This window comes from Rhizobium indicum (assembly GCF_005862305.2).
GTDB lineage: Bacteria > Pseudomonadota > Alphaproteobacteria > Rhizobiales > Rhizobiaceae > Rhizobium > Rhizobium indicum.
Map to the genome: position 1 here is coordinate 154,411 of NZ_CP054026.1, position 26,428 is coordinate 180,838.

The following is a 26,428-nucleotide window of genomic DNA, read 5'->3' on the forward strand; positions in this document are numbered from 1 at the left end:
TCAGAAAATTTTCTCATGACCAATCCTATCAGCGTCTATTCGATGCCCGGAACGTGTTTTTTCGATCTCGCTCCTGCTGCGGGTGGCGAGCCCTATCGCATATTCCTTTCCATTCCGGCGGAGAAACCGCCGGCGGGAGGATGGCCGCTTCTCATCATGACCGACGGCAACGCCACTTTCCCCTTCGCGGTCGCCAGCTTGGTCACCCAGGCACCTTACCCTACGGGAACGAATGTCGGTTGGGGGGTGATCGCGGCGATCGGCTACCCTTCCGACGAGCCCTATGATCCGCTCCGCCGGTCTTGGGACCTGGGGCCTCCGCCGGTCAAATCCTATCCGCCGTTCGTTGAGGGCGGTCCGCCGGTTGTCATCGGAGGGACCGGCAAGCTGGTGGATTTCATCGAGAACGAGCTTATACCGCGGATTGCGGAGATGGTGATCCTGGATCCGATGCGCCGATCGCTTTTCGGACATTCCTTCGGCGGCCTCTTTACTCTCTACGCCCTGTTCGAGCGCCCAAGTCTGTTTGCCAATTGGATTGCGGCCAGCCCAACCATCTATTGGGAGAACAGTGAAATCCTCAAGAATGAAGCGCAGCGTCAAGACGCACCGGGGAATGCACCTTTCCTGCATTTGTCCGCCGGAGAATACGAAGGCGATGAGCTGGCACCCTTCCAGTACCGGAACGAGGATGCCACTGCACGCCTGGAGAAGAGGAAGACGGAACGGACCGTCCTCCTGGCGCGGGAGATGGCGGAGCGATTAAACGGCACTGCCGACGGATTGCGTACCGAATTCGAGCTTTATGCCGGTGAGACCCACATGTCCGTTCTTGCGGCGGCCGTCAATCGCGCGGTGAGCATTGCGTTCGCCGTCCAGGATTTGACCGACAGGTGACGCTCTCTGCAGGTACGATCCGGCGGTTAGACGATCGTATTTGAAACGAACATCCTCGTGGCGTGCACTCGTAACGTCAATGCCCACATGGGGCGTTCAGGATTACATCGTCTCTCCGTGTTGCCCGAAACCTCATGGTCCCGACCGGGTGCAAAGATGGTCACAAAAGCGTGATTATTAAGTTGACTCCAATTCTCCTGTTTGAGTAAACGACTTTTAGCAGTGGCCGGAGGGGGCGGCCGGCACACTGCCCGATATTGGTCTGACAGGGGATAGTATGACAGTGGGACTACAGGGAAAATTGCGCGTGTTCACAAGCCGATTGGTTGCGAGCAGCGCTTTAATAACGGTGTCGTTCGGATCGGCAGGTATCGGCTGGGCACAAGACAATTCGGCCGAAGAGGCAACGCAATTGGCTCCGATCGTCATAACCGGCAAGTCGGATCGTGTGGTTGGCCCTGATCGCACCATCGTTGCCAAGGATACCGCCACAGGCACCAAAACAGATACTCCGGTCGTCGATGTACCGGCGTCCGTGTCGGTGGTGACGCAAAAAGAGTTGGAAGAGCGTCATGTGGACAATCTTCAGCAGGCGGTCGCTTATACCGCCGGCGTCTTTTCAGATGAGTTCGGCAACGACGACCGGTACGACTATATCAGAATTCGCGGCTTTGATCAGACGGCGCTCGGCACCTATCGGGATGGACTGGCGGCGCGTATTCCCGCTTGGTTCACGGCCAGCCGCCTCGAACCCTATGCTCTTCAGCGCGTCGAGGTCCTGAAGGGATCGACGTCGACCCTCTTTGGCCTCAACGGTCCGGGAGGACTCGTCAATGCGATCACCAAGCGTCCCTTGGATGAGAAGCATGGCGAAGTTTACACGTCTTATGGGGATGGCACCAAGGAAGTGGGTGCGGATTTCGGCGGCCCAATCGATGCCGATGGCGTATGGACCTACCGGCTTACCGGACTTGCCAAGGACGGTGACCAGGGCTTGGATTATTCGAACGACGACCGCACCTACATTGCACCGGCATTGACGATCAAGCCGGAAGAGGGGACCTCGCTCACCATTCTGACCGATTATTATAAACGCGATGGAACGGGCGCACGGGGCGTTCCGACCGGCGCAAATATCGATATCGACACCTTCCTCGGCGAACCAGACTTCAATCGCTTCAATACGGAGCAGGTCGACATCGGATATCAGTTCGAGCACGAGATCAACGACAACCTGACCTTCCGCTCGAATGCCCGCTATACGCATCTCGAGCTCGACTATGCTGAAGTTTATGGCGCATCGCTGGATCCGACGGCCAATCGAACGGCGTTCTCGGTTGACGGCATGTCCAACCGCTATGCCTTCGACAATCAGCTCCAGTACGATACTGGATGGGACGGGATCGACAGCAAGACGCTGGTCGGCGTCGATTACACCAGTGACAATACGCGCGAAAACATCCTGTTCGGCACGGCCGGGCCGATCGATATTGATAATCCGGTCTATTGCGGTCTTTCCTGCATTAACCTTGGCCCTTACGTGAACTGGCGCGTCAAGCAGCAGGCGCTCGGGATCTATGCTCAGGAGCAATTGACGTTCGACGACCGATGGATCGTTACCCTGGGCGGACGATGGGACCAGGTTCACACGACTGCGGATTACCTCGATAGCGGGACAAGCGACGACGACACGGCGTCAGCTTTCACCAAGCGTGCCGGACTGACGTATAAATTTACGCCGAATCTCGCAGCTTATGCGAACTATTCGGAAAGCTTCCAGCCGCTCGTCGCGCAGACCGCAAACGGCTACGCTGTGACAGGATCGTTGAAACCACAGCAGGGTGAACAATACGAGGTTGGCCTCAAATATCAGCCGGATGGGTTTGACGGTCTCTTCACCTTGGCGCTGTTTGATCTTACCCAAACGAATGTGCCGAGCTATGTCAGCCCTCTGGTGCAGGAGCAGATTGGCAAGGTCGGTGTGCGCGGCATCGAACTTGAAGGGAAAGCCGCAATCAACGACAGGCTCAATCTGACGCTTGCTTATTCCTATTGGGATGCTGAAATCCGTGAAGACGGGACAGGCGGCAATGTCGGTAACCGGCCTTCCCGCGTGCCGCGACATCTGGCATCGGCCTGGCTCGATTACAAGATTCCGGGAGATGGATGGCGCGGTGACCTGACGATCGGGGGAGGTGTCCGCTATATCGGTCAGACCTACGGTGACGATGCAAATACGGTGTCGCTTGCCAGCTATACGCTGGTTGATGCCGCGGTCAGCTACAAGGCGACCGAGGACGTGACGCTGGCCGTCAATGCGACGAACCTCTTTGACTATAAGTATGTCGCCACCAGCTATTTCGGAACTGAGTTCTACGGCGATCGGCGTAAGGTCGTCGGCACGCTGAAGTATTCCTGGTAAAGTGCCGGACGCTGCCTTTGTCCGATCAAGGCGGCGTCCGCAATCTGAGCGTCGAAATATGCTGTAATTCCGACTGTTTCAGCGCCGCGCCTCTGAAAAGACGCGCGGCGCTGTAGTCGGCGTCGTGGATGACCGCTTGTCTGCGGATCTTCGCTGACGGAGCAAAAACGCTCCTATTCATGGCGGACTTTCATCACCGCGATGACGCCCACCGCCCTGCGCGCAACCCTCAGCTGGCGCCGCGCTTCCGCATCATCAGCATTAAGAACGGCGCTCCGATGAGTGCGGAAACAAGACCGGCCGGGATCTGGTAGGGCGATACGATCGTGCGGCCGACGAAATCAGCCGCAACCATAAGCCCCCCTCCGATCAGAGCGGCGCCAACCATTTGCGGCAGCGCGCGCGCCAATCCCGCCTCGCGCGCAAGGTGAGGTCCCATGAGGCCGATGAACGACAACGGGCCAACCGTGAGCGTCGCGGCAGCCGTCAACAATCCTGCGAGGCCAAAGAGCGCAAATCGCGATTTTGCCAAGGGTATGCCGAGCGCCGCCGAAGGCGATGGCCCAAGAGGAAGGATGTCAAGCCAGCGGCGAGCGGCGAGAGAGACGGCAATCAGCACGGCGCCGAGCGCCACCTCCATTGCGGCGGTCGACCCCTCGATAAGATAGGTGGACCCGCTCATCCACCGCATCAGCAGAACTGCTCTCGGATCTCCCGTCGAGCTCAACACGCCGACGACAGCATCGACCATCGCGCTTAAGGCAATGCCCGCCAGCAGGACTCGTTCAGGCGCGAACGCCGATCGCCGGGAACTGGCGAAGATGACAAAAAGAACGCTGATCGCACCGGCCACGGCAAATGCAAATTGTCCGGAAAATCCTGGAGCGACGGCAAACAGGGCAATAGCAACACCGAAGGTCGCACCGGCACTGATTCCCAGAACTTCGGGACTTGCCATTTCGTTTCCGGTCAGTCGCTGAAGGATCGAGCCCGCGACCGCAAGCATGGCGCCCGATGTCAGGGCGGCGAGGATTTTAGGTATCCTGATCGCGAGGACATCGACCGAAAATTCGCCTGATGTAAAGGCCCAGCCGCCATTGACGTCGCGTCCGAGAAAAGCGCTGACCATCAACAGGACGAGCAGGCCGGCGGCCGCGATGATGACCGGCCGAGTTCCATCCCATCGACGTGGCCGTCTGAACGCCGGCGATTGCTGTAGTCTATGACGGATCTTCAGCCGCGGCAGGAGCGCGAGAAGCAGCGGCGAACCGAAGATGGCTGTTACCGCCCCCGTCGGCAAAAAATCACCAAGTCCGCCGGCGACGAGTTGCAGGATGGAGTCGGCGAAGAACAGCAGTCCGGCGCCGATCAGGGGAGACCAGAGGATGAGCTGTGCGGGACGCCGTGCTCCGGACAATCGCGCAATCGTCGGCGCGACCAGCCCAATGAAACCAATCACCCCAACGGCGCTCGTGACAAATGCAGCAAGTGCTACGGCAAGGGCGACGACAACGAAACGCAGGCGGACCAATCTGACGCCGAGTGCCGTGGAACTGCTCTCGCCAAGATCGAGCAGCGAAAGCGGTCTCATCACGAAAGCGCAGCCGATGGCGATGACAGCCAACTTCCAAAGAAGCGACAGGGGAATGACCCAGCTTTGCTGTGCCAGCGAGCCGGCGCCCCAGATGAACAGGCTCGAGAGGTAGCGCTGGTTCAAATAGGTCAGGATGGCAGCGAGGCCGCCGCACCAAAGACTGAGAACCAGCCCCGATAAAACAAGCGAATAAGGCGAAAAACCGCGGCGCGCGCCCAGGCTGACGACGATCGCGGCAGCGGTCGCACTGCCGATCAGAGCGACAAGATCGCGGCCGGCGCCAAGCAAGTCGGGAAGAAACAGCGATGTTACCACCAGCGCCAGGTTTGCTCCGGCCGACACGCCAAGGGTGGTAGGATCGGCGAGCGGGTTTCGCAAAACTTGCTGAAACAGCGCACCGGACAAGGCAAGCGCGGCTCCGGCAATCAGCGCTGTCGCAAGACGGGGAAGCGTCGAATAGGTGAACACCATTCGCGTGACATCGTAATCCGGTCGAGCCATTTCTGACATCGCAGGAGCGGCAAGAAACCACGATGCCACGCCTCCACCGCACATCAGGAGGAGGAGGACAATTGCTGGCCCGATATTGTCGCGGCGGGATACCATCAAGCGTCCTTTTCCAGAAGATCTGTCAAAAGGCCCGCGAAGCGCATGGCCTCGTTCACCATCCCGAACATCAGGGCTGGCGGCAGAATTGACAGATGGCCTGGACGCGCAAACGAAAGCCTGTTCCACAGCGGGCTCTGAGCGAGCTTTGGAAGAACGTCCGGAGGAATTGGCTCAAAGGCGATTAGACGCGCGTCTGGATCGGTGACCTTGGAGAGATCTTCAATCCCGATCGTTTCAAAGCCCCAGTAATTCGACTCTCTGGTCCAGGCGTTCCTGACACCGATGCGCTCGAGCACATTGTGGAACAGTCCGGGACTCGAGTAGATGCGGGCATGGCGGGCATCCATGAAATTCACTAGGGCGACCGGCGGCAGGTTCTTGCCCTCCAGGCGACTGCGGCATTGCGCAAAGAAGACGTCGGCGCGCGCGAGAAACTGCTCTGCTTCATTCTCACGGCCAAGCTCAACGGCCAATTTACGCGTCGCCGCGATGGCAGCGGTAAGAATAGGTCCAATGCCTGGCGTAAAGATTTCCAGCCGAACGACTTTCGCCACCGACTGCAGCTTGGGCAACAGCTCATCCAGGTAGGGTGTGGTCAAGATAATGTCGGGCTTCAGCGTGACGAGAATTTCAAAATTGACCTCGAACGCACTGCCGATATCGACGACGGATTTTGGCATCGGCGGCTCGACAACCCATCTGTCCCAATCGGCGAGGTCTGAAATCCCGACCGGAGGCAATCCGAGGGATAAAAGAGTGGACGCAAGACCGTAGTCGAGGCTGACGATCCTTGGGCCTATCGACTGTGCAAACAGCGGAGCTGGAATGAGTGAGGCCGCCGCGAAATGCAAAAAGGTGCGCCGCGAAACCCCCATTGATCGGCCGGCCTCAGCAAACATAGGCGAGCGGATAGGGCAGGTTGGGCGCGGAGATCACATCCATGTCGATCCCATAGATCTCTTGCAGCGTGTTCGGCGCGAGGATCGCGCTCGGCGTTCCGCTGGCAACCACGCGACCGCGTTTCAATGCATGGATCCGATCGCAGAAGCGGGCGGCCATGTTGATGTCGTGGAGAACGATGACGACACTCCTTCCACCCTCATGCGCCAAGCGTCGCACAAGTGAGAGCACCTCGACCTGATGAGCAACGTCGAGTGCCGCAGTCGGTTCGTCGAGCAACAGGCAGCGAGCATCCTGAGCGATCAGCATCGCAATCCAGGCCCGTTGCCGCTCACCGCCCGATAGTGTTCCCATGATACGGTCGGCGAACGTTTCGATATGCGTGGCTCGAAGGGCTTCCTCGACTTTCTCTTCATCGTTCTTGGTGAACCGGCCGAGCGCTCCGTGCCACGGATAACGACCGCATCCCACAAGCTCGCGGACCGTCATTTCCGATCCGGTCGTGACATCCTGGGGTAGATATGCGACCGAACGCGCAAAGGCGCGTTCGCTATACATCCTCAGATCCTGGTTCCCGTAAGAGATCGATCCAGTGCTCGGCGCAAGCTGACGAGCTAACATTTTGAGAAGACTGGATTTTCCGGAGCCGTTGTGGCCGACCAGCGCGACAACTTCTCCTGCCGGAAATTTAAGACTGACGTCGCAGAGAATTTCGTTCCGCTCTATCAGAAGACCTATATTTTCGGCGACAAAAGTTTCAGCCGTGCGAGGTGGATCTTGCATCGGGAGTATAGCCACGTGACATCCTTTAACCGGGTGATAGGTCGGTACTAAAGATGAGAGCGGCAATCAACTATTTTCGTTAGTCCTCCGCCTAGGTCCTCGTCATGCTCTTGCAAGCGGCCAACCTTTCGGCCAACAAGGCTGGCTCCTGTGCCGCCTTGCGTTAAAAGCGATTGAGGAAATGAGGAAGCAAGAATCCTCTCCGGCGTGCATGTTTCCGAGAAAATTTCGTGATTATCGTTATTTATCAGTTTGTTGACATACTCATCGCGACTCGTCCGAACGAGGTCTATCAACTCTAGATTGCGCAATATGGCATAAGCTGAATTATGGAACTTACTCGCTACTTGAATTCTCAGGATCTGCCGTGGCGCATATCCTCGCCTTGCGATAACTTCTTTCGTAAGTTCAATCAGGCGCTATGGTGCGGCAAGGCAAGGCGAGGCGAGGTCGAACAATCCTCATGACAGAACAAGATACCAGCCACCCCCTGGAGCGGATGACGATTGTCGGTGATCTCGAGGCTGCCTCCTTCGTTCCCTGGATCCGGCGCCACGCTGCCAAGCTTGGGCTCTCGCACACCATATCTCATGCGAGTTCCATGCGGATCGAACTTGAGGTTGCTGGGCCGGAAGAGCTGATCGACATGATGGAGATGGGATGCTCTCTCGGGCCTATCGACGTATGGGTCGAGAGGATAGAACGCACAGCGCTCAGCGCCAAAAGACCGAGTGCCCGGCTGTAGGATACTTCCTCCGTGCATATTATTTACTCAATGTTGCCAATGCGAAATAATTATGCAAACCTGATGGCGTTGAGGCGGAATTGCCACGACGCCGACGCGGGACTTGATCGGCAAGCATTTGGTTTTGTTTGGGAATTCTAGTCATGCCTTCCGATACGACGGGCTTTTGGACGCCAGTCGCCCTCTCCCGGGATTTGCCGGCCGGAACCGTCATGCCGGTGCGGACGGCAGCCGGATCGATTGCCCTGTGGCGCAGCGCTTCGGGGCGCATATCGGCATCGGCGGATCGCTGTCCGCATCGCGGCATGCGCCTGTCTCACGGCTTCGTGCGCGGTGAGACGCTCTCCTGCATCTATCACGGGTGGAGCTATGGCCAGGCCGGAAACTGTCTGCGCATCCCCGCCCATCCGGGGCTGACGCCACCGGAAACCATCCGCGTCGCCACCCATGATGTCGAGGAAGCGGACAGCGTGATCTGGGTGGCCGTGGGCACGCCCGCATCGAAGCCGCCGGGGCTCGAGGGCCTCATTCCTCTGCGCTCCCTGACGGTGTTCGCCGGCATCGCCGCGATCGAGGCGGCCGCCGGCGGCAAGGCGAGCACTGATGGTCTTGTCGAGATCGACGCATCCATCGGGACCATCTGTCTGCTATTATCCGCCCAAGAAGACGGACAGACGCTGATCCATGTGCTGCTGAAGGGTGACGCCGGCCTTGCTGCGGGCATCGGCGCTTCACGGGCCGCCGAAAGCCTGCGCCGCCGGGCTGAGGGTCTTCAGAAAAAGGAGATCGCGCAATGACCATGCAGGCGATGATCGATGAATGGTATCCGGTCGGGCTTTTCAGCCAGCTCGACAGCGCAGGTCGTGCGACGGCGTTGATGGGCGAGCCGATCGAAGTGGCACGCGATGCCGATGGCAATGCGAAGGTGACGGGCAGAGACGGCCGCGTTCTGCCGGTGCGTGTGCGGTACGGTCATGTCTGGTCCTCCCTCGGCGAGCCGCAGAAGGAACTTTTTCCGATTCCCGAGGCTGATCAGCCCGGCCGTCGCTTCGTCGATGTCGGCGTGGTGCGGGTGCGCTGCTCGCCCCTGCGTGCCGTCGAGAACTTCCTCGACATCGCCCATTTCCCCTTCGTCCACACCGACATTCTCGGCGCGGAGCCGCACACCGAGGTCCAGAACTACAAGGTCGAGATCCGCGAGGAAGAAGACGAGGTCTGGGCAACGCAGGTGAAATTCTACCAGCCGCAGGCCGCCAAGTCGGCAAGCGGCGGCATCACGACGGAATACATGTACCGCGTGCCGGCGCCCACCTGCTCCGTACTTTACAAGACCTGCCCGCCGCGCCCGAGCGAATGGGACGTGATCACGCTTTTCGTGCAGCCGTTGGCTGAGGACCTCTGCGACGTCTGGCCATGGATGGCGCTCTTCGACGACGAAACCGCGATGACCGACCTCATTCATTTCCAGCAGACGATCTTTCTGCAGGACCGTTCGATCCTCGAAAACCAGATCCCGCGGCTGCTGCCGCTCGACCCCGGCATGGAAATTCCGACGCGGGCCGATCTGACATCGATCGCTTACCGGCGCTGGCTGAAGCGCCACAACTATACCTACGGCGCACAGCTGGTGGCGCAATGAAGCTCTACGACTACATTCTCTCGCCCAGTTGCTACAAGGTGCGCCTGATGGCGGCGCTGACCGGCGTGAAGCTTGACCTGCGCCCGGTGGATTTCCATCCCGGCGCCGAGCATCGCGGCCCCGAGCTGCTTGCGCTCAACCCGGCAGGCTCCATTCCGATCCTGGAAGATGGGGATCTGATCCTGACGGAATCGTTGGCGATCCTCGTCTATCTCGCCGCCAAGGCAGCACCCGAATGGCTCGGCAGTGGTAAGGCCGAGGAAGCGGCGCGGGTGCAGCAATGGCTGTCGTTCTCCGGCCGGCTGACGGCAAGCCTCGGGGCAGCGCGACTCCATGAAATGCTGTTGCGGCCGGGCGATATCGGCGCGCTGCAGGCCCAGGGCATCGCCGCGCTTCGCGAGCTTGAAGCTGGGCTTGTCGAGCAGGGCCTTCGCGGCATGCGCTTCCTCGCCGCCGACCGGCCGACAATTGCCGACATCGCCTGCTTTCCCTATGTGGCACTGGCTCCCGATGGCGGCGTTACGCTGGATGCTTATCCCGCGATCCGGCTCTGGTCGCGGGCGCTGCGCGCCCTCGACAAATTTATCGAAATGCCTGGTATCCACCGGCTGCACGAGTTGAAGCCCGAACCTCATATCGAACCGGGCGAGGCGTGACATGGCTGGCTATCTCCTGAAGAACTGCGCAGCCGTGATTGTCGACGAGGGCAAGGGACCGGCCGTCCATCGCAATGTCGATCTCCTTACCAACGGTCCGGCGATCCTGGCGATCGGCGAAAATCTGGCGGCGGACGCACTGCCTGCCGGCACGACCGTTCAGGATGCTGCGGGCTGGTTTGTCTATCCGGGTCTCGTCAACACCCACCATCACTTCTTCCAGTGCTTCGTGCGCAACCGCGCCGATCTCGACTGGACGAAGCTCTCGGTGATCGAGTGGCTGGACCGCATCTACCCGATCTTTTCGCAGCTCAACGAGGAATGCTTTTACCACTCCTCCGTCACGGCGATGGCCGAGATGGTCAAGCACGGCTGCACCACAGCCTTGGATCATCAGTACAATTTCCCCCGGCACGCCGGAAAGCGGTTGATCGACCGCCAGTTCGAAGCGGCCGAACTGCTCGGCATGCGTTTCCATGCCGGCCGCGGCGGCAATACCCTGCCGAAGTCGGAAGGCTCGACCATTCCCGACGAGATGCTGGAAACGACCGACGAATTCATCGCTGACTGCGCCCGGCTGATCGACACCTATCACGATACCAGCCCCTTCAGCATGCGCCAGGTCGTGGTCGCCCCCTGTCAGCCGGTCAATTGCTACCGCGAGACTTTCCTGGAATCGGTGGCACTGGCGCGCGATCGCGGCGTCATGATGCATACCCATGTCGGCGAAGGCGAAAGCCCGGTCATTCAGGCGCGCCACGGCATGCGCACGGTCGACTATCTGGAAGAACTTGGCTTTGCCGGGCCTGATACCTTCTATGCCCATTGCTGGGAGCTGACCCACGACGAGCTCAGGAAGATGGCGGCCAGCGGCACCGGTGTCGCGCATTGCCCGGAACCGGTCTATCTGGTCGGCGCTGAGGTCACCGACATTCCCGCCATGGCAGCCTTCGGCCTGCGCGTCGGCCTCGGCTGCGACGGTGCTGCCTCCAACGACAATTCCAACCTGATGCACTGCCTGCATTCCGCTTACATGCTGCAATGCCTCGTCGCCTCCGGCCGCGCCCATCCCGTGCCGCCGCCGGTCGATTTCCTCGGCTACGGCACGACAGGGGGTGCCAGTCTGCTCGGCCGACGCGATATCGGCCGGCTGGCGCCCGGCATGGCCGCCGACCTGTTTGTGATCGACACCCGCCGTATGGATTATGTTGGCACGCGGCACGATCCGCTGAGCCTGATTGCCCGCGTCGGTATCGGTATGGCGACGGATATGACCATGATCAATGGCCGCATCGTCTGGCAGAAGGGCGAATTTCCCGGGCTCGACGAAGCCAAGCTGTCAGCCGATGCCGAGGCCGCACTATCCGCCGTGGAATTTTAAAAAACCAAAAGAGGGAACTGAGAACATGACCAAACTGACCCGCAGAAACCTGATGACGGCCGCTGCCGCCACCGGCCTTGCCGGCGTACTCGGCAGCCGCCTTGCTTTGGCGGCCGACGAGCCGCTCGGCATCACGCTGGTAATCCCCTCGCCCGTCGGCGACGTTGGCTGGGGGCATGCGCTTGCCGCCGGTCTCGAGCCGATCAAGGCCGCTTACGGCGACAAGGTGAAGGTCACCGTGCTTGAGAATATCGCGGAAGGCCCGGACGCCGACCGCATCATGAACAAGACCGTCGCCGACGGAAACAAGTTCCTGATCGCCGGCTCTTTCGGCTATCAGAACGGCGCCCTGCAGATCGCCCGCCGCGATCCGAGCGTCACGGTCCTGCACGCCTCCGGCTTCCAGGTCGCTCCGAACTTCTCGCCCTTCGCCGCCAAATATTTCCAGGGTACCTACCTGCTCGGCATGGCTGCGGCAGCACTTTCCAAGACCGGCAAGCTCGGCTCTGTCTCCGCCTTTGCCATCCCTGAGCTCATTACCTCGATCAACGCCTTTACGCTCGGCGCCCAGGCCGTCAAACCCGATATCGAGGTCTCGGTGGTCTGGGTGAACTCATGGTTCGATCCGGCCAAGGAGCAAGAAGCCGCCAAGGCTCTGATCGCGCAGAAGTGCGACGTGATCTTCTCCAACGCCCAGGACACGCCGTCTGTCATCTCGGCCTGTGAGGAAGCCGGCGTCTACGCCTTCAATCTCAATTCCTCGATGAAGAAATATGCGCCGAAGACCTATCTCGGCTGTATCGCGACGGACTGGTCGCCGTTCTTCAAGGCTTCGGTCGATGCCCACCTCGCCGGCACGTTCAAGGGCGCCAATACGTTCCTCGGCGTTGCCGACAAGGTCGTCGAAGTGGTCGACTGGAACCCGGATATTCCGGCTGACGTGATGACCAAGATCAAGGAGATCGAGGTAAAGATCGCCGACGGCAGTTTCTCGCCCTTCACCGGGCCGATCGCCAAGGCCGACGGCAGTGAAGGTGTCGCATCGGGCGTAACCATGGCCGACCCCGAGATCATCGCCATGAACTGGCACGTCAAGGGCGTGTCCACGCCGCTGCCGAAATAAGTCATGACCACCCCGCTCCTGTCGCTGCGCGGCATTTCGAAGAGCTACGGCCAGATCCATGCCAATCAGGCCATCGATCTGGACGTGGCGTCGCAATCGATCCATGCGATCCTCGGGGAAAACGGGGCGGGAAAATCGACGCTGATGAAGCTGATCTACGGCGTCGAGCAACCGGACGACGGAGAGGTCGTCTGGGAAGGAGAACCCTTGCGCCTTGCCTCCCCTGCCGAGGCAAGGCGCCACGGTATCGGCATGGTCTTCCAGCATTTCTCGCTGTTCGAGACCCTGACCGTCCTGGAGAATATTCGGCTGGTCGTGCCGGGCCGCAAGGCTGAGCTCAAGGAACGCATTCGGACGCTTGGACGGGAATTCGGCCTCGAAGTCGACCCGCTTGCCCATGTGCATGCGCTGTCCGTCGGCGAGCGGCAACGGGTGGAGATCATCCGAAGCCTGATGACCAACCCGAAACTGCTGATCCTCGACGAGCCCACCTCCGTCCTGCCGCCGCAACTGGTGGAGAAGCTCTTCGACACGCTGCGACGACTGCGCGACGGCGGCGTTTCCATCCTGTTGATCTCCCACAAGCTCGAAGAAATCCGGGCGATCTGCGACCGGGCGACGATCCTGCGCGGCGGACGCGTAACCGGGGATGTCGACCCGCGTGAACATGATGCCCATGACCTTGCCCGCATGATGATCGGCCATGACATGCCGGCGCCGATGGCGGCGCTGCCACTGTCTGGTGGCGAAAAGCGGCTGGAGATCATCGGTTTGGACTATCAGCCCGACGATCCCTTCGCGGTGCCGCTCTCCGGCATCAGCCTCGAGGTTCGTGCCGGCGAAATCCTCGGGATCGCCGGTATTTCGGGCAACGGCCAAGGCGAGCTTGCCGCGTTAATTTCAGGCGAGACGGTGCTGGGGCGCGACCAACGCGACCGGATCTACATGATGGGGATGGATGTCGGCAGGCTCGATGCCGCCGCGCGGCGGACGCTCGGATTTGCCTTCGTTCCGGAAGACCGGCTCGGACGCGGCGCCGTGCCCGAAATGTCGCTCGTCCTCAACAGCCTGCTGACGGCCCATCCGCTCAAGCTTTTGCGGCACGGTCTCGTCGACAGGGGGCGGGCGACGTCGTTCACCGATGATTGCATCCGCCAGTATGATGTGCGCACTCCCGGCCCGGATGCGGAAGCTGGCACCCTGTCGGGCGGCAATCTGCAGAAGTTCATCGTTGGTCGCGAAATCATGCTGTCTCCCAAATTGCTTTTCCTGGCGCAACCGACCTGGGGCGTCGATATCGGCGCCGCATCCGCCATCCGCAGCCGTCTGGTCGCATTGCGCAATCGGGGCATGGCGATCCTCGTCATTTCCGAGGAGCTGGAAGAACTGTTCGAGCTCTGCGATTCCATCCAGGTGCTGCATCACGGCCGGCTCAGCCCGCCGCTCGCAACGCGGGACACGAAGCCCGAGGAGATCGGCCGATACATGATCGGGGCACAAGCCTCGCCCGAGAAAGTCCATATATGAGCGCTTGGTCCCTTGCTTTCGTTCCCACCCTGGTCCGCCGGGAGCGCGCCTCGCTTGCCGCGGCCCTGTGCGCACCTGTCATAGCGCTCGGGGGAGCGATCACACTTAATCTCGGCCTCTACGTTTTGATGGGCCGCGACCCTGTCGCGGTTGTCTATGCGATGCTTTTTGAGCCCTTCCTTTCCTGGGCGTCATTTTCGGAAGTGCTTTTGAAGGCAGGTCCGCTCCTGCTCATCGCCCAAGGACTGGCGATCGGCTTTCGCGCCAAGGTCTTCAACATCGGCGCCGAAGGCCAGTTCATTCTTGGCGCGATCTTCGCCTCTGCCATTCCGGTCTGGTTTCCCCAGGCAACAGGCCAATGGATCTGGCCGGCGATGCTGTTGCTCGGCGCCATCGGCGGCGCTCTCTGGGCTTCTCTCACCGCCTTCTGGCGCGTACGCCTCAATGCCAACGAGATCCTCGTTTCTTTGATGCTGAGCCTCGTTGCGGCGCAGCTGCTGAACTATTTGCTGCTCGGCCCCTGGAAAGATCCGAATGGCTTCAACTTCCCCCAGTCGGTGATGTTTCAGTACGATGCGATGGTGCCGACCCTGATCGCCGGTACCCGCGTCAATGTCTCATTCCTCATCACGCTCGCTTTGTCTGTTGCAGCCTGGGTCTTCATGCAGAGGAGCTTCATCGGTTACAAGCTGCAGGTCGGCGGTCTGGCGCCGCGGGCTGCCGGCTATGCCGGCTTCAAGGAAGGTTGGGCGATCTGGCTTTCGCTGCTGATCGGCGGTTTTGCGGCCGGTCTTGCCGGTGCCGCCGAAGTCGCCGGTCCGCTCGGCCAGCTGCAGCGTTCGGTCGCGAGCGGTTATGGCTATGCGGCCATCATCGTCGCCTATCTCGGCGGCCTGCATCCGATCGGCATCGTGGTCTCGGCGCTGGTCATGGCGGTCATCTATATCGGTGGCGACAATGCCATGGTCTCGGCCAACCTGCCGATCGCTGCCGTCCGTGTCTTCCAGGGCAGCCTGCTGCTCGCCTACCTAATCGCCGTCGCCTTCGTGCGCTATCGCCTTGAACGGCGCCGCGCCGCTCACCGGAGCCCATCATGAACGCCATCGAGTTCATTCTTGCCGGCATGCTCGCGGCTGCGACCCCGTTTCTTCTGGCAGCCCTCGGCGAAATGGTGGCCGAGCGCGCCGGCGTCCTCAACCTCGGGGTCGAGGGATTGATGGCCTTCGGTGCCGTGCTCGCCTTCATTATCGTCTATCAGGGCGGCGGACATCTCCTGGGATTCGTCGTCGCCGGGCTCGGCAGCGCTGTCCTTTCACTGCTCTTTGCCTTCGTCACCCTTGGATTCCGGGCAAACCAGGTGGCGGCGGGCCTTGCCATCGGCATTCTCGGCCAGGGCCTTTCCGCGCTTTTCGGCAAGACCTATGAAAGCCTCACGGTCAGGGGACTTCCGAAGCTCGCCCTTCCCGGGCTTTCGGAATTGCCGGTTATCGGTGGCCTTTTCGTCCAGGACATCGTCGTGTGGATTTCACTCGCCGCGACGCTGGCTTTGTGGGCGATATTTGCCTACAGCAAGATTGGTCTTATCGTCCGCGCCGTCGGCGAGAACCCGAAGGCCGCTCACGCCATCGGCTATTCGGTGATATCAGTCCGCGTCCTCGCCATCGCCTTCGGCGGTGCGATGGCTGGTTTCGCCGGCGCCTATGCGTCGGTGGTCTATACACCGCTCTGGGCCGACGGGATGATCGCCGGGCGCGGCTGGATCGCGATTGCCCTCGTCGTCTTCGGGACTTGGCTCACGGGCCGCATCTTTCTCGGCGCCTGCCTTTTCGGTGCGGTCTCGCTGATGGGGCTTGCTGCCCAGGCAACCGGACTGGACGTTCCCTCGCAGCTGCTCTCGAGCCTGCCATATCTCGTCACGATCATCGTGCTCGGCATCATCTCCGCCGACCGCCGCCTGCTGAAACTGAATGGCGTTGCTTCGCTCGGCGAACCATTCGAGCGATAAAAGACGCGCGGCGCTGCAACGTGCCGGCGAAGAAGGTCAGCCGCGATCAGGCTTTTTTCGGCCGTGCGCTTCAAATTGGACGAGCAGCGACTTGAGTTCGATCTCGCGAACGCGGCGTGCCGCTTCATCCGGGCTGACCCATTCGAGAATACGCTGACCCCGCTCCTTGAAATTGCCGCTGATGTCCGTGACTTCAATCTGAAACATGTCGACGATACAGGGCGCCACATCGCCATTGTCGAGTTCTTTCAGATAGGTATAGCGGCCGACCGGTTTCTTCTTCACTACCCCGCGCACGCCTGCCTCCTCCCAGGCCTCGATTGCTGCTGCTTCGAAAGGCTTTTTCCCTTTCATCGGCCACCCTTTCGGGATGACCCAGCGCCCGCTCTCGCGCGATGTGATCACCAGGATTTCGACCTCGGATCCGGCATTGCCGTGGCGGAAGCAAAGTGCGCCGTATTGTTGACGGAATGCACCGGCGAACAGCGTTTCAGGAACGGCAGCGAGCTGCCGCAGCAGTGGCTGGGATTTGTCCGGTCGAGGCTTCCTGCTTTTTTTGCTCGGCGTCATAACGAATGAATTACCGAATTTGCTTGTTGCTTCAATTGCCTGGGCGTGTTTATGACAGATTTATGACAATCGGCCGCACGAGGAAGGTTCCCAGGCATGATGAGCATTTTTCGCAAGCTGATGCCACGGGAAGACAGATTCTTTGAGATGTTTTCCAAGCACTCGAAGACCGTCGTTGCCGCCGCGCACGCCCTCGACCAACTCCTGAAGGGCAATGACGTTGAGAAAAACTGCGAACGCATCGTCACATTGGAAAACGAGGCCGACGATGTCACGCGTGAGGTTCTTCTGGCCGTTCGACGAAGCTTCATCACGCCCTTCGACCGGGGTGACATCAAGGACCTTATTCAGTCGATGGATGATGCGATCGACATGATGCACAAGGCAGTCAAGACGATCCGTTTGTTCGAACAATCGAGCTTCGATCCGCTCATGCAGCAGATGGGCAGCGAAATCGTCAAGGCGGCAAACCTTGTCGCGGAAGCGCTACCTCTCCTCGACAGATTGGGAGCCAATGCGCAGCGTCTCACGGCCATCGCGGAGGAAGTCACCCGAGTGGAGGGACGTTCCGATGAGCTCTACGACCAGGGTTTGAAGGATCTGTTCTTGCGTCATGGCGCCAGCGGCAATGCGATGGCCTACATGATCGGAAGCGAAATCTACGGAGAACTGGAGAAAGTCGTCGACCGCTTCGAGGATGTCGCCAATGAAATCAGCGGCATTCTCATCGAGAACGTCTGATGGATGCCTCCCTCGCTCTGCCGCTGCTGGTCGGCCTGGTCGCTATCGCCCTGTTCTTCGACTTTCTCAATGGTCTGCATGACGCGGCCAATTCGATCGCCACGATCGTCTCGACCCGCGTCCTGCGGCCACAATATGCCGTCGCCTGGGCGGCGTTCTTCAATTTCATCGCATTCCTGTTCTTCGGCCTGCATGTCGCCGAGACACTGGGGACCGGCATCATCGATCCTGCGATCGTTTCGCCACAAGTGATCTTCGCAGCACTCATGGGCGCGATCATCTGGAATATCATCACCTGGATTTTCGGGATTCCGTCGAGCTCGTCGCATGCGCTTGTCGGTGGGCTGGTGGGGGCTGGTCTGGCAAAGGTGGGCTTCAACTCGATCGTCTGGAACGGCCTTCTAAAAACCGTCGGTGCTATTTTCGTATCGCCAGCCATCGGCTTTCTGCTTGCCCTGGTGCTGGTGCTCGCAGTCTCCTGGCTATTCGTCCGGCAAACACCGTTTGCGGTGGATCGCACATTTCGCATCATGCAGTTCGTATCCGCTTCGCTCTACTCGCTGGGCCACGGCGGAAACGATGCGCAGAAGACGATGGGCATCATCGCGGTGCTCCTGTTCAGCCAGGGATATCTTGGCCCGACATTCTACGTGCCTTTCTGGGTGGTCATTACCTGCCAGTCGGCAATGGCTCTCGGTACGCTCTTTGGCGGATGGCGGATCGTTCATACCATGGGGTCGAAGATCACCCGGCTCAACCCCATGCAAGGTTTCTGCGCGGAGACCGGCGGAGCGTTGACACTCTTCGGAGCGACCTGGCTCGGTATTCCCGTTTCGACGACGCATACCATCACCGGAGCTATCATCGGAGTGGGCGCGGCTCGTCGTGTCTCAGCCGTGCGCTGGGGATTGGCCGGCAACATCGTGATCGCCTGGATCATCACGATGCCGGCGGCTGCAGCAATATCCGCGGCGTTCTACGGCCTCGTATCTTTGCTGCAATGAAGATGGCGAGGCAATCGCCACTTGCCCTTCCCGCCTGAGCTTTGCCGCCGCCAAATACCGACGAATAATGTGGGCAGAATCCGCTCTGCGGTCTGCGTCATCGCGACTTCCATATTGCGTGCACTGCACAAATAGAGCGCTCCATGGCTGCGATTACGTTAGCAATCGCACAAAGCAGAAGCAGAAAATAACAAAGCCTAAGAAATAGGCATTCGTCAATTCTTCGCATTTCTCCTTTTGCTTCATGCCGTTACCATCTCCTTTCGAAATTGGCACGCTGATTGCAGGTTCAGATGCGCATCGGTCAACGGCGACCGGCGCGGATAGGCGCGGCATAAGCGCCTACATTAGACACCGACGTCGCAAGGTCTTTGCTCCGGGATACTCCCATCCCCTGGACGCAATTTCCGGCGGCGTTTTTTTGTGTCCAGATTCAGCCAGCAGAGGGAACCTGCGCATGACAAAGAATTTGCAGACTGGGATTTCGACAAGCGGCATTACCCGCCGCAGCATGCTTAAGACGACCGCAGCGGCTGCCCTCATCGGCGCCGTCAAGGCTGCCTTTCCGTCCGGCGCCTTCGCAGCCGGAGCAGGCCCTGAGGTGAAAGGTGTCAAGCTCGGCTTTATCGCTCTAACCGATTCCGCACCGTTGATCATCGCCAAGGAAAAGGGCTTTTTCGACAAGCATGGCCTTCCGGAAACGGATGTGGCCAAACAGGCATCCTGGGGTGCGACCCGCGACAATCTCGTGCTGGGCGGCGCAGCAAACGGCATCGACGGTGCGCATATCCTGTCGCCGCTCCCCTATCTCATGCATACCGGCAAGGTGACGCAGAACAATAAGCCGGTGCCGATGGCTATCCTCGCCCGGCTCAACCTCGACAGCCAGGGTATTTCCGTCGCCAAGGAATATGCCGACACCGGCGTGCAACTGGATTCCTCCAAGCTGAAGGCGGCATTCGAGAAAAAGAAGGCGGAGGGCAAGGAGATCAAGGCCGCCATGACCTTCCCGGGCGGCACCCATGACCTTTGGATTCGCTACTGGCTCGCCGCCGGCGGCATCGATCCGAACAAGGACGTTTCGACCATCGTCGTGCCGCCGCCGCAGATGGTTGCCAACATGAAGGTCGGCAACATGGACGTCTTCTGTGTGGGCGAACCGTGGAACGAGCAGCTCGTCAACCAGGGCATCGGCTTTACCGCAGCCACCACCGGCGAACTCTGGAAGGGTCACCCTGAAAAGGCGCTCGGACTGCGCGCCGACTGGATCGAACAGAATCCCAATGCTGCCAAGGCCCTGCTGATGGCCGTCATGGAGGCGCAGCAGTGGTGCGAAAGCATGGACAACAAGGCGGAGATGGCTGACATTCTCGGCAAGCGCCAATGGTTCAACGTTCCGACGAAGGACGTGCTCGGCCGCCTCAAGGGCGACATCAATTATGGCAACGGCCGCGATGTCAAAGCCACCGACCTCTATATGAAGTTCTGGAAAGACGGCGCCTCCTATCCGTTCAAGAGCCACGATACCTGGTTCATGACGGAAAACATCCGCTGGGGAAATCTGCCGGCGAGCACCGACGTCAAGGCGCTGGTCAACCAGGTGAACCGCGAAGACATCTGGCGCGAGGCCGCCAAGGATCTCGGCGTCGCGGCGGCCGATATTCCCGCATCGTCTTCTCGCGGCAAGGAGACTTTCTTCGACGGCAAGGTTTTCGACCCTGAAAATCCCTCGGCCTATCTCGACAGCCTTTCGATCAAGGCTGTCTCCTGACCCGCTCCGGCGCGCGACGGCGCGCCGGCCTTTCATTCACGTGAGGAGCACGTTGATGTCCGCCCTGGCAAATAAAGAAAATCCCTCCACGGCCGCCTCTGCCACGCTGGCGGCAAAGGTTCTGCCATTTTCCGGCAAGCACGGATCGCGGATCGATTTTCGTCGAGCGGCACTGACCGCCCTTCGCAATGTCGTTCCGCCAGTCGTCGTGCTGGCACTCATCCTGCTCGTCTGGCAGGTGCTCTGTTCGTCGGCGGATGCGTCTTTGCCCTCGCCGCATCGGGTCTGGCAGGATAGCTATGACCTGATCGCCTATCCGTTTTTCAACTACGGCTCCCAGGATATCGGGCTCGGCTGGCGCGTGCTCATTTCGCTGCAGCGCGTTCTCTATGGCTTTGGGCTTGCCGCGGTCACAGGCGTCATCATCGGTGCGATCATCGGCCAGTCGGTCTGGGCGATGCGTGGCCTCGATCCGATCTTCCAGGTGCTGCGCACGGTTCCGCCGCTCGCCTGGCTGCCGCTTTCGCTCGCAGCCTTCCAGGATTCCAACCCCTCGGCGATCTTCGTGATCTTCATCACGTCGATCTGGCCGGTGATCATCAACACCGCCGTCGGCGTGCGTAATATCCCGCAGGACTACCGCAATGTCGCCGAGGTGCTGCGCCTCAACCAGTTCGAGTTTTTCTGGAAGATCATGCTGCCTTCGGCAGCGCCTTACATCTTCACAGGCCTCAGGATCGGCGTCGGCCTCTCCTGGCTCGCCATCGTCGCGGCCGAAATGCTGACGGGCGGCGTCGGCATCGGCTTCTTCATCTGGGACGCATGGAACTCGTCGCGCCTTCCGGACATCATCGTCGCGCTCGCCTATATCGGCATCGTCGGCTTCGCCCTCGACAAGCTGGTGGCAGCACTCGGCAAACTCATCACCCGCGGCGCCATGGCCAACTGAGGAACGCACCTATGAACGCCTATCTGAAGCTCGACCATATCGACAAACATTTCGATCGGGGCGGCGTGCGCGCCGAGGTCCTGAAGGACATCAACCTGACGATTTCCGCAGGCGAATTCGTCTCGATCATCGGCCATTCGGGCTGCGGCAAGTCCACCCTGCTCAACCTCATCGCCGGCCTGACCCCGGTTTCGGCAGGCGCCGTGCTCCTTGAAAACCGTGAGGTCAACGGACCCGGTCCGGAGCGTGCCGTCGTCTTCCAGAACCACTCGCTGCTGCCCTGGCTGACGGTCTACGAGAACGTCAATCTCGCCGTCTCCAAACTCTTCAGCCGAACGAAGACCAAGGCCGAGCGGCATGAGTGGGTGATGGCCAACCTCGACCTCGTGCAGATGGCGCATGCAAGGGATAAGCGGCCTTCGGAAATTTCAGGCGGCATGAAACAGCGCGTCGGCATCGCCCGCGCGCTTGCAATGGAGCCGAAGATCCTGCTGCTCGACGAACCCTTCGGCGCGCTCGATGCACTGACCCGCGCTCATCTGCAGGACGCGGTGATGGAGATCCACGCTCGCCTCGGCAACACGATGGTGATGATCACCCATGATGTCGATGAGGCGGTGCTGCTGTCCGATCGCATCGTGATGATGACCAACGGCCCGGCGGCCCGCATCGGCGAAGTGCTCGATGTGACCATGCCCCGTCCCCGCCATCGCATCGAACTCGCCTCCGACCGGACATATCTCAAATGCCGTGAAGCCGTGCTGAAGTTCCTCTACGAACGCCACCGCTTCATCGAAGCGGCGGAGTAGAGACCGGAAATAACCTCGGCGTTTGTCGGTCGTGGTTTTCTCGCCTTCGTAGCGGCGCCTGATTTCGGGCGTCGCGCCCCTTTTACTCCCCGGGCGTTGCAAAGACCGCGCTGGCATCGCTGACAATTTCCACATGGGAATATGCCGCCTGCCCCGCGGCGGCGGCGTCCGCGCGCATGATCGCAGTGACGATCCGGCCGTGCTCCTCATAGGATTTTGCCAGACGCCCGGGCAGGCGGAACTGCGCCCGCCGAAAAGGCGCGAGCCGCGCCCGTGTCTGGGTCACCATCTCGAAGACATGATCATTATGCGCGCCGTGATAAAGCCGGGTGTGAAATTCAGTATTGTGAGCCGAATATTCTTCTTCCGCGCCGGCATGCACGAGCCTCACCGATCCCCGATGTTCCAACTCCAGCGCGCGCCGTTCATCGACCGTCATACGCTCGGCCGAGAGCCTGGCGCAGATCGCTTCGAGTTCCGCCATCGCCTCGAACATCGAATGCAGATAGGCTTCGGTGACATTGGTCACGATGGCACTGCGGTTCGGCTCGCGCGCAATCAATCCCATGGCGCCCAGCTCACGCAGAGCCTCGCGCACCGGCGTGCGCGAAACGTCGAAACGAACCGCGAGCGACACCTCGTCCAACTTCGCGCCCGGCAGGATTTCACCCGTGACGATCATGTCGGCAATCGCCCGCACCATCTGTTCGACGGTGGTTCCGGTACGGATCACTTCTCTGCGCCTAGTCTGCTTCACGATACGAATCTGACCTCAATACTCTGCATACAGATGACGTTCGAGACTCGATAAGTCAAATCGGGGGGCGAAGATATTGTTAAATTTTCGCTTTCTGATGCACGAGATACCTCGGGTAACTCGACTTTGTGCCAACCGCGCAGTCATAATGAACAAGAAATATCTATTGATTACTTTTTGCGCAAGAATTCGATCAATCTGTATGCACTTTGCAATGCGCAAATCTTACTGGAACGGATAAACTATAAAAAACAACAGATTAATTTCTGGCACATGCATTGCATGCACTTTTCTGTACCCGTTCACAACCGGCCCAGCGCCGCAAGGAGCATTTCCGATGACCAAACTCCTTTCCATGAACCGCCGCAAATTTCTCCAGGCTTCCGCTGCCGGTGCGCTTGCCGGCGCCATGCCGGGCCTGATCGCCTCCTCCGCCGCAGCCCAAACCGCGCTGACCGTCGGCTTCATCTATGTCGGCCCCAAGGACGACTACGGCTACAACCAGGCGCATGCCGAAGGTGCGGCCGTCATCAAGGCGATGCCTGGTGTGACGCTGGTCGAAGAAGAGAACGTGCCGGAGACCGTCGACGTCCAGAAGACGATGGAATCCATGATCAACCTGGATGGCGCGACCCTGCTCTTTCCGACCTCCTTCGGCTACTTCGACCCACACATGCTGGCCGTGGCCGCCAAACATCCCGACATCCAGTTCCGCCACTGTGGCGGCCTCTGGCAGGAAGGCAAGAACCCGGCCAATACGGGCTCCTACTTCGGCTATATCTTCCAGGGCCAGTATCTGAACGGCATTGCCGCCGGCCATGCGACGAAGAGCAAGAAGATCGGCTTCGTTGCCGCCAAGCCGATCCCGCAGGTTCTGCAGAATATCAACGCCTTCCTGCTTGGCGCGCGCACAGTCGATCCTGGTATCACCTGCCAGGTGATTTTCACCGGCGAATGGTCGCTCGCCGTCAAGGAGGCCGAAGCCACCAATGCGCTGGTCGACCAGGGCGCCGACGTCATCACCTGCCACGTCGACAGCCCCAAAGTGGTCGTCGAGACGGCTGCCGGCCGCGGCGCCTTCGTCTGCGGCTATCACGCCAACCAGAGCCCGCTTGCTCCTGAAAAGTACCTCACGGGTGCCGAATGGGCCTGGGGCAACGTCTATAGCGATTTCGTCAAGAAGGCGCAGGCCGGCGAAAAGCTCGGCAACTTCGTGCGTGGCGGCCTGAAGGACGGCTTCGTGAAGATGAGCGCGCTCGGCCCCGGTGTGTCCGCCGAGGGCCGAAAGGCCTTCGAAGCCACGCAGGCCGACATGATGAAGGGCGGCTTCTCGGTCTTCAAGGGACCGTTGAAGGACAACAAGGGCGACACCGTCGTGGCTGCCGACAAGAGCTACGCCGAAGACGCGATCGAGCTCGAAAGCATGAATTATCTGGTCGAGGGCGTCGTCGGGTCCACGGCCTAAACCGCGAAGGGAGAAGCGCCATGACCATCGAGGCCGATAATCCCGCAATAGCCATCGTGGAAAAACCGGCTTCCCTGCGCGCGGTCCTCGAATGGATCGCGCGGCGGGCCGAGCCTGTTGTCATCGGCCTCGCGGCCATCCTGATCGGTCTTGCGCTCTTCTCCCTCTTCATCCTGGCGGTCGGCAAGTCGCCGGCCACCCTCTTCCAACTGATGTACACCGGCGGCTTCGGCAGCTGGTTTTCGGTGCAGAACAGCTTAAGTCGTGCCGCACCCCTTCTCCTGACGGCACTCTGCGTCGCCCTACCCGCCCGTCTCGGCCTCGTCATCATCGGCGGGGAAGGAGCGGTCGTGCTGGGCGGCGTTGCCGCCGCAGCCATGGCTCTGCCGCTCGCCGGCACCGCGCCCGTCTTCCTCACCCTCATTCTGATGGCGATCGCCGCCATGGTGGTCGGTGGCATCTGGATCGGCCTTGCCGGTTTCCTGCGCCACTATCGCGGCGTCAACGAAACCATCTCGTCGCTGCTGCTCTCCTATATCGCCATTGCCCTGATGAACCAGTTCGTCGAAGGGCTGCTGCGCGATCCGGCAAGCCTCAACAAGCCGTCGACCAGGCCGCTGCCGGCGGAATACATGCTCGGCAATATTCCCGGCATGGACGTGCATTGGGGCCTGGTCATCGGCATCCTCGCCTGTGTGGTCTCCTGGATCGTGATCGAGGCCACGAGCTACGGTTTTGCCGCCCGCATCGCCGGCGGCAACGTGCGCGCCGCCCAGATCCAGGGACTGCCGGTCGGAAAGCTGATCGTCGGATTTACCGCCCTCGCCGGCAGTTTTGCCGGCCTTGCGGGCATGATCGAAGTGGCGGCGGTGCAGGGAAGCGCCAATGCCTCGCTTGCCGCCGGCTATGGTTATACCGGCATCCTCGTCGCCTTCCTCGCCAGGCACAATCCGCTGGCGATCATTCCAGTGGCGATCCTGCTCGGCGGCATCGACGCCTCGGGCGGCCTCATCCAGCGGCGCATGGGCCTGCCGGATGCGACGGTTCTGGTGCTGCAGGGCACGCTCTTCATCGTCATTCTGTTCTGCGAGACCTTCTACGGCCGCTTCAAGATCTTCAATCCCGACCTCTGGAAAAGGAGCCTCTGATGGAAGAGACAGGCATCGGCATCTGGGGCGTGCCGCTGGCGATCTTCGCAGGCGCCATCCGCGTTTCCACCCCCTTCATCTTCGTCAGCCTTGGCGAGGCGATCACCGAACGCTCCGGCCGCATCAATCTCGGCTTGGAAGGCACGCTCGTCTTCGGCGCCATGACGGCCTATGCGGTGGCCGTCATCACTGGCTCGCCCACCCTCGGCGTGCTGGCCGCAATGGTGGCGGGCGCGATCTTCGGCCTCATCCACGGCTGGATCTGCAAGTTCCCGAAGGTCAACGACATCGCCATCGGCATCGCCATGATGCAGTTCGGTCTCGGCATGGCGTTCTTCCTCGGCAAATCCTTCATTCAGCCGGTGGCGCCGAAACTGCCCTCGATCGCGCTCGGCGGCTGGTCGAGCACTCCACAGATCCAGGCGGCGCTCAATATCAACGTGCTGTTCTTCATCGGCGCGGCACTTGCCCTCTTTCTGTTCTGGGCCTTCAAGAATACCAGGATCGGCCTGATCCTGCGCGTTGTCGGCGATAGCACCGACGCGGCCCGGGCCATGGGCATCCACCCGGACCGGGTTCGCCTGCTGGCGACGGCCGCCGGCGGCTCGCTGGCGGCAATCGGCGGCGCCTATCTCTCGCTCTATTATCCGGGCTCATGGAACGAAGGCATTTCGTCGGGCCAGGGCCTGATGGCCGTGGCCCTCGTCATCTTCGCCCGCTGGAACCCGATCGGCTGCTTCCTCGCTGCCCTGCTTTTCGGCGGCGCCGGCGCGCTCGGTCCGGCGCTGCAATCGGTCGGCGTCACACAAGGCTATTACCTTTTTTACGCCGCGCCTTACGTGCTCACCCTCGTCATCCTGATCGCCACCTCTTCGCCCACCCGCTCGCTCGCCGGTGCGCCGGGTGCGCTGTCGCTCACGAAATAACGGAGCT

24 protein-coding genes are annotated in these 26,428 nt (G+C 60.5%); 19 read left to right on the forward strand and 5 right to left on the reverse strand.

Going from position 1 to position 26,428, the window contains the following annotated elements; translation table 11 throughout:
- Positions 1-15: 15 nt before the first annotated feature.
- Positions 16-897 carry an alpha/beta hydrolase gene (locus FFM53_RS35530; RefSeq protein ID WP_138334636.1) on the forward strand — a complete coding sequence of 294 codons (882 nt, stop codon included), beginning with the start codon at positions 16-18 and terminating at the stop codon, positions 895-897.
- Between the two features lie 277 nt (positions 898-1,174).
- Positions 1,175-3,319 (forward strand): TonB-dependent siderophore receptor, encoded by a 2,145-nt coding sequence (locus FFM53_RS35535; protein WP_138390082.1) that lies wholly within the window; start codon positions 1,175-1,177, stop codon positions 3,317-3,319.
- Positions 3,320-3,548: 229 nt separating this feature from the next.
- On the opposite strand, the gene fhuB is transcribed toward FFM53_RS35535, so the two are convergent.
- Genes fhuB through FFM53_RS35550 form a run of 3 tightly spaced genes read right to left on the reverse strand, consistent with a single transcriptional unit; the run spans position 3,549 to position 7,205 of the window.
- Entirely contained in the window at positions 3,549-5,519 is a 1,971-nt protein-coding gene (gene fhuB, locus FFM53_RS35540) for a Fe(3+)-hydroxamate ABC transporter permease FhuB (RefSeq protein ID WP_138390083.1), read from the reverse strand.
- Positions 5,519-6,397: an iron-siderophore ABC transporter substrate-binding protein gene (locus FFM53_RS35545; protein ID WP_138390084.1), complete on the reverse strand. Its 879-nt coding sequence runs from the start codon at positions 6,395-6,397 to the stop codon at positions 5,519-5,521. Before FFM53_RS35545 ends, fhuB begins: the two co-directional genes overlap by 1 nt.
- Before the next feature lie 13 nt (positions 6,398-6,410).
- Positions 6,411-7,205, reverse strand: a complete 795-nt coding sequence (locus FFM53_RS35550) for an ABC transporter ATP-binding protein (RefSeq protein ID WP_138334736.1) — start codon at positions 7,203-7,205, stop codon at positions 6,411-6,413.
- Positions 7,206-7,668: 463 nt separating this feature from the next.
- Between FFM53_RS35550 and FFM53_RS35555 the strand changes: the two genes are divergently transcribed.
- The 9 genes from FFM53_RS35555 to FFM53_RS35595 all read left to right on the forward strand — a co-directional run bounded on the left by FFM53_RS35555 (position 7,669) and on the right by FFM53_RS35595 (position 16,281).
- Positions 7,669-7,950 (forward strand): acylphosphatase, encoded by a 282-nt coding sequence (locus FFM53_RS35555; RefSeq protein WP_138390085.1) that lies wholly within the window; start codon positions 7,669-7,671, stop codon positions 7,948-7,950.
- Positions 7,951-8,093: 143 nt separating this feature from the next.
- Positions 8,094-8,747 (forward strand): Rieske (2Fe-2S) protein, encoded by a 654-nt coding sequence (locus FFM53_RS35560; protein WP_138390086.1) that lies wholly within the window; start codon positions 8,094-8,096, stop codon positions 8,745-8,747.
- A complete protein-coding gene (locus FFM53_RS35565; RefSeq protein WP_138390087.1) occupies positions 8,744-9,589 on the forward strand; it encodes an aromatic ring-hydroxylating oxygenase subunit alpha in 846 nt (281 codons plus the stop codon). Before FFM53_RS35560 ends, FFM53_RS35565 begins: the two co-directional genes overlap by 4 nt.
- The gene (locus tag FFM53_RS35570; RefSeq protein ID WP_138390088.1) at positions 9,586-10,245 is read left to right on the forward strand and encodes a glutathione S-transferase family protein; all 660 of its coding nucleotides are present in this window, start codon (positions 9,586-9,588) and stop codon (positions 10,243-10,245) included. Before FFM53_RS35565 ends, FFM53_RS35570 begins: the two co-directional genes overlap by 4 nt.
- Before the next feature lies 1 nt (position 10,246).
- Complete coding sequence (locus FFM53_RS35575; RefSeq protein ID WP_138390089.1) at positions 10,247-11,626, forward strand: amidohydrolase; 1,380 nt, start codon at positions 10,247-10,249, stop codon at positions 11,624-11,626.
- Between the two features lie 25 nt (positions 11,627-11,651).
- Positions 11,652-12,749 (forward strand): BMP family ABC transporter substrate-binding protein, encoded by a 1,098-nt coding sequence (locus FFM53_RS35580; RefSeq protein WP_138390090.1) that lies wholly within the window; start codon positions 11,652-11,654, stop codon positions 12,747-12,749.
- A 3-nt stretch (positions 12,750-12,752) separates the two neighbouring features.
- Entirely contained in the window at positions 12,753-14,276 is a 1,524-nt protein-coding gene (locus tag FFM53_RS35585) for an ABC transporter ATP-binding protein (protein WP_138390091.1), read from the forward strand.
- Positions 14,273-15,373 carry an ABC transporter permease gene (locus tag FFM53_RS35590; RefSeq protein WP_138390092.1) on the forward strand — a complete coding sequence of 367 codons (1,101 nt, stop codon included), beginning with the start codon at positions 14,273-14,275 and terminating at the stop codon, positions 15,371-15,373. Before FFM53_RS35585 ends, FFM53_RS35590 begins: the two co-directional genes overlap by 4 nt.
- On the forward strand, positions 15,370-16,281 hold the full coding sequence (locus tag FFM53_RS35595) for an ABC transporter permease (RefSeq protein WP_138390093.1): 912 nt from the start codon (positions 15,370-15,372) through the stop codon (positions 16,279-16,281). The genes FFM53_RS35590 and FFM53_RS35595 overlap by 4 nt, the downstream gene beginning before the upstream one ends.
- Positions 16,282-16,317: 36 nt before the next feature.
- On the opposite strand, the gene FFM53_RS35600 is transcribed toward FFM53_RS35595, so the two are convergent.
- Entirely contained in the window at positions 16,318-16,851 is a 534-nt protein-coding gene (locus FFM53_RS35600) for an NUDIX hydrolase (protein WP_138390094.1), read from the reverse strand.
- Between the two features lie 96 nt (positions 16,852-16,947).
- Between FFM53_RS35600 and FFM53_RS35605 the strand changes: the two genes are divergently transcribed.
- The 5 genes from FFM53_RS35605 (at position 16,948) to FFM53_RS35625 (ending at position 22,125) form a co-directional block, all read left to right on the forward strand.
- On the forward strand, positions 16,948-17,592 hold the full coding sequence (locus FFM53_RS35605; protein WP_138390095.1) for a DUF47 domain-containing protein: 645 nt from the start codon (positions 16,948-16,950) through the stop codon (positions 17,590-17,592).
- Positions 17,592-18,596: an inorganic phosphate transporter gene (locus FFM53_RS35610; protein WP_138390096.1), complete on the forward strand. Its 1,005-nt coding sequence runs from the start codon at positions 17,592-17,594 to the stop codon at positions 18,594-18,596. Before FFM53_RS35605 ends, FFM53_RS35610 begins: the two co-directional genes overlap by 1 nt.
- Positions 18,597-19,053: 457 nt before the next feature.
- Complete coding sequence (locus FFM53_RS35615) at positions 19,054-20,367, forward strand: CmpA/NrtA family ABC transporter substrate-binding protein (RefSeq protein WP_138390097.1); 1,314 nt, start codon at positions 19,054-19,056, stop codon at positions 20,365-20,367.
- A gap of 55 nt (positions 20,368-20,422) precedes the next feature.
- Positions 20,423-21,316, forward strand: a complete 894-nt coding sequence (ntrB, locus tag FFM53_RS35620) for a nitrate ABC transporter permease (RefSeq protein WP_062944033.1) — start codon at positions 20,423-20,425, stop codon at positions 21,314-21,316.
- Between the two features lie 11 nt (positions 21,317-21,327).
- The gene (locus FFM53_RS35625) at positions 21,328-22,125 is read left to right on the forward strand and encodes an ABC transporter ATP-binding protein (RefSeq protein ID WP_011654373.1); all 798 of its coding nucleotides are present in this window, start codon (positions 21,328-21,330) and stop codon (positions 22,123-22,125) included.
- 82 nt (positions 22,126-22,207) lie between these two features.
- Here FFM53_RS35625 and FFM53_RS35630 read toward each other — a convergent pair whose 3' ends face one another.
- Positions 22,208-22,882 (reverse strand): GntR family transcriptional regulator, encoded by a 675-nt coding sequence (locus tag FFM53_RS35630; protein WP_138390098.1) that lies wholly within the window; start codon positions 22,880-22,882, stop codon positions 22,208-22,210.
- A 337-nt stretch (positions 22,883-23,219) separates the two neighbouring features.
- On the opposite strand from FFM53_RS35630, the gene FFM53_RS35635 reads away from it, so the two are divergent.
- The 3 genes from FFM53_RS35635 to FFM53_RS35645 are packed head-to-tail and all read left to right on the forward strand — an operon-like array spanning position 23,220 to position 26,421.
- Entirely contained in the window at positions 23,220-24,347 is a 1,128-nt protein-coding gene (locus FFM53_RS35635; RefSeq protein ID WP_138390099.1) for a BMP family ABC transporter substrate-binding protein, read from the forward strand.
- Positions 24,348-24,367: 20 nt separating this feature from the next.
- Complete coding sequence (locus FFM53_RS35640) at positions 24,368-25,495, forward strand: ABC transporter permease (protein WP_138390100.1); 1,128 nt, start codon at positions 24,368-24,370, stop codon at positions 25,493-25,495.
- Positions 25,495-26,421 carry an ABC transporter permease gene (locus tag FFM53_RS35645; RefSeq protein WP_138390101.1) on the forward strand — a complete coding sequence of 309 codons (927 nt, stop codon included), beginning with the start codon at positions 25,495-25,497 and terminating at the stop codon, positions 26,419-26,421. The genes FFM53_RS35640 and FFM53_RS35645 overlap by 1 nt, the downstream gene beginning before the upstream one ends.
- Positions 26,422-26,428 lie beyond the last annotated feature (7 nt).

What these genes read in the sequence shown, in the direction of transcription:
- FFM53_RS35645 (WP_138390101.1), top strand. Translation starts at nt 25,495, where the DNA reads ATGGAAGAGACAGGCATCGGCATCTGGGGCGTGCCGCTGGCGATCTTC.
- FFM53_RS35610 (WP_138390096.1), top strand. Translation starts at nt 17,592, where the DNA reads ATGGATGCCTCCCTCGCTCTGCCGCTGCTGGTCGGCCTGGTCGCTATC.
- FFM53_RS35530 (WP_138334636.1), top strand. Translation starts at nt 16, where the DNA reads ATGACCAATCCTATCAGCGTCTATTCGATGCCCGGAACGTGTTTTTTC.
- FFM53_RS35550 (WP_138334736.1), bottom strand. Translation starts at nt 7,205, where the DNA reads ATGCAAGATCCACCTCGCACGGCTGAAACTTTTGTCGCCGAAAATATA.
- fhuB (WP_138390083.1), bottom strand. Translation starts at nt 5,519, where the DNA reads ATGGTATCCCGCCGCGACAATATCGGGCCAGCAATTGTCCTCCTCCTC.
- FFM53_RS35605 (WP_138390095.1), top strand. Translation starts at nt 16,948, where the DNA reads ATGATGAGCATTTTTCGCAAGCTGATGCCACGGGAAGACAGATTCTTT.
- FFM53_RS35575 (WP_138390089.1), top strand. Translation starts at nt 10,247, where the DNA reads ATGGCTGGCTATCTCCTGAAGAACTGCGCAGCCGTGATTGTCGACGAG.
- FFM53_RS35570 (WP_138390088.1), top strand. Translation starts at nt 9,586, where the DNA reads ATGAAGCTCTACGACTACATTCTCTCGCCCAGTTGCTACAAGGTGCGC.
- FFM53_RS35555 (WP_138390085.1), top strand. Translation starts at nt 7,669, where the DNA reads ATGACAGAACAAGATACCAGCCACCCCCTGGAGCGGATGACGATTGTC.
- FFM53_RS35590 (WP_138390092.1), top strand. Translation starts at nt 14,273, where the DNA reads ATGAGCGCTTGGTCCCTTGCTTTCGTTCCCACCCTGGTCCGCCGGGAG.
- FFM53_RS35565 (WP_138390087.1), top strand. Translation starts at nt 8,744, where the DNA reads ATGACCATGCAGGCGATGATCGATGAATGGTATCCGGTCGGGCTTTTC.
- FFM53_RS35625 (WP_011654373.1), top strand. Translation starts at nt 21,328, where the DNA reads ATGAACGCCTATCTGAAGCTCGACCATATCGACAAACATTTCGATCGG.
- FFM53_RS35585 (WP_138390091.1), top strand. Translation starts at nt 12,753, where the DNA reads ATGACCACCCCGCTCCTGTCGCTGCGCGGCATTTCGAAGAGCTACGGC.
- FFM53_RS35560 (WP_138390086.1), top strand. Translation starts at nt 8,094, where the DNA reads ATGCCTTCCGATACGACGGGCTTTTGGACGCCAGTCGCCCTCTCCCGG.
- FFM53_RS35535 (WP_138390082.1), top strand. Translation starts at nt 1,175, where the DNA reads ATGACAGTGGGACTACAGGGAAAATTGCGCGTGTTCACAAGCCGATTG.
- FFM53_RS35545 (WP_138390084.1), bottom strand. Translation starts at nt 6,397, where the DNA reads ATGGGGGTTTCGCGGCGCACCTTTTTGCATTTCGCGGCGGCCTCACTC.
- FFM53_RS35615 (WP_138390097.1), top strand. Translation starts at nt 19,054, where the DNA reads ATGACAAAGAATTTGCAGACTGGGATTTCGACAAGCGGCATTACCCGC.
- FFM53_RS35635 (WP_138390099.1), top strand. Translation starts at nt 23,220, where the DNA reads ATGACCAAACTCCTTTCCATGAACCGCCGCAAATTTCTCCAGGCTTCC.
- FFM53_RS35640 (WP_138390100.1), top strand. Translation starts at nt 24,368, where the DNA reads ATGACCATCGAGGCCGATAATCCCGCAATAGCCATCGTGGAAAAACCG.
- FFM53_RS35600 (WP_138390094.1), bottom strand. Translation starts at nt 16,851, where the DNA reads ATGACGCCGAGCAAAAAAAGCAGGAAGCCTCGACCGGACAAATCCCAG.
- FFM53_RS35580 (WP_138390090.1), top strand. Translation starts at nt 11,652, where the DNA reads ATGACCAAACTGACCCGCAGAAACCTGATGACGGCCGCTGCCGCCACC.
- ntrB (WP_062944033.1), top strand. Translation starts at nt 20,423, where the DNA reads ATGTCCGCCCTGGCAAATAAAGAAAATCCCTCCACGGCCGCCTCTGCC.
- FFM53_RS35595 (WP_138390093.1), top strand. Translation starts at nt 15,370, where the DNA reads ATGAACGCCATCGAGTTCATTCTTGCCGGCATGCTCGCGGCTGCGACC.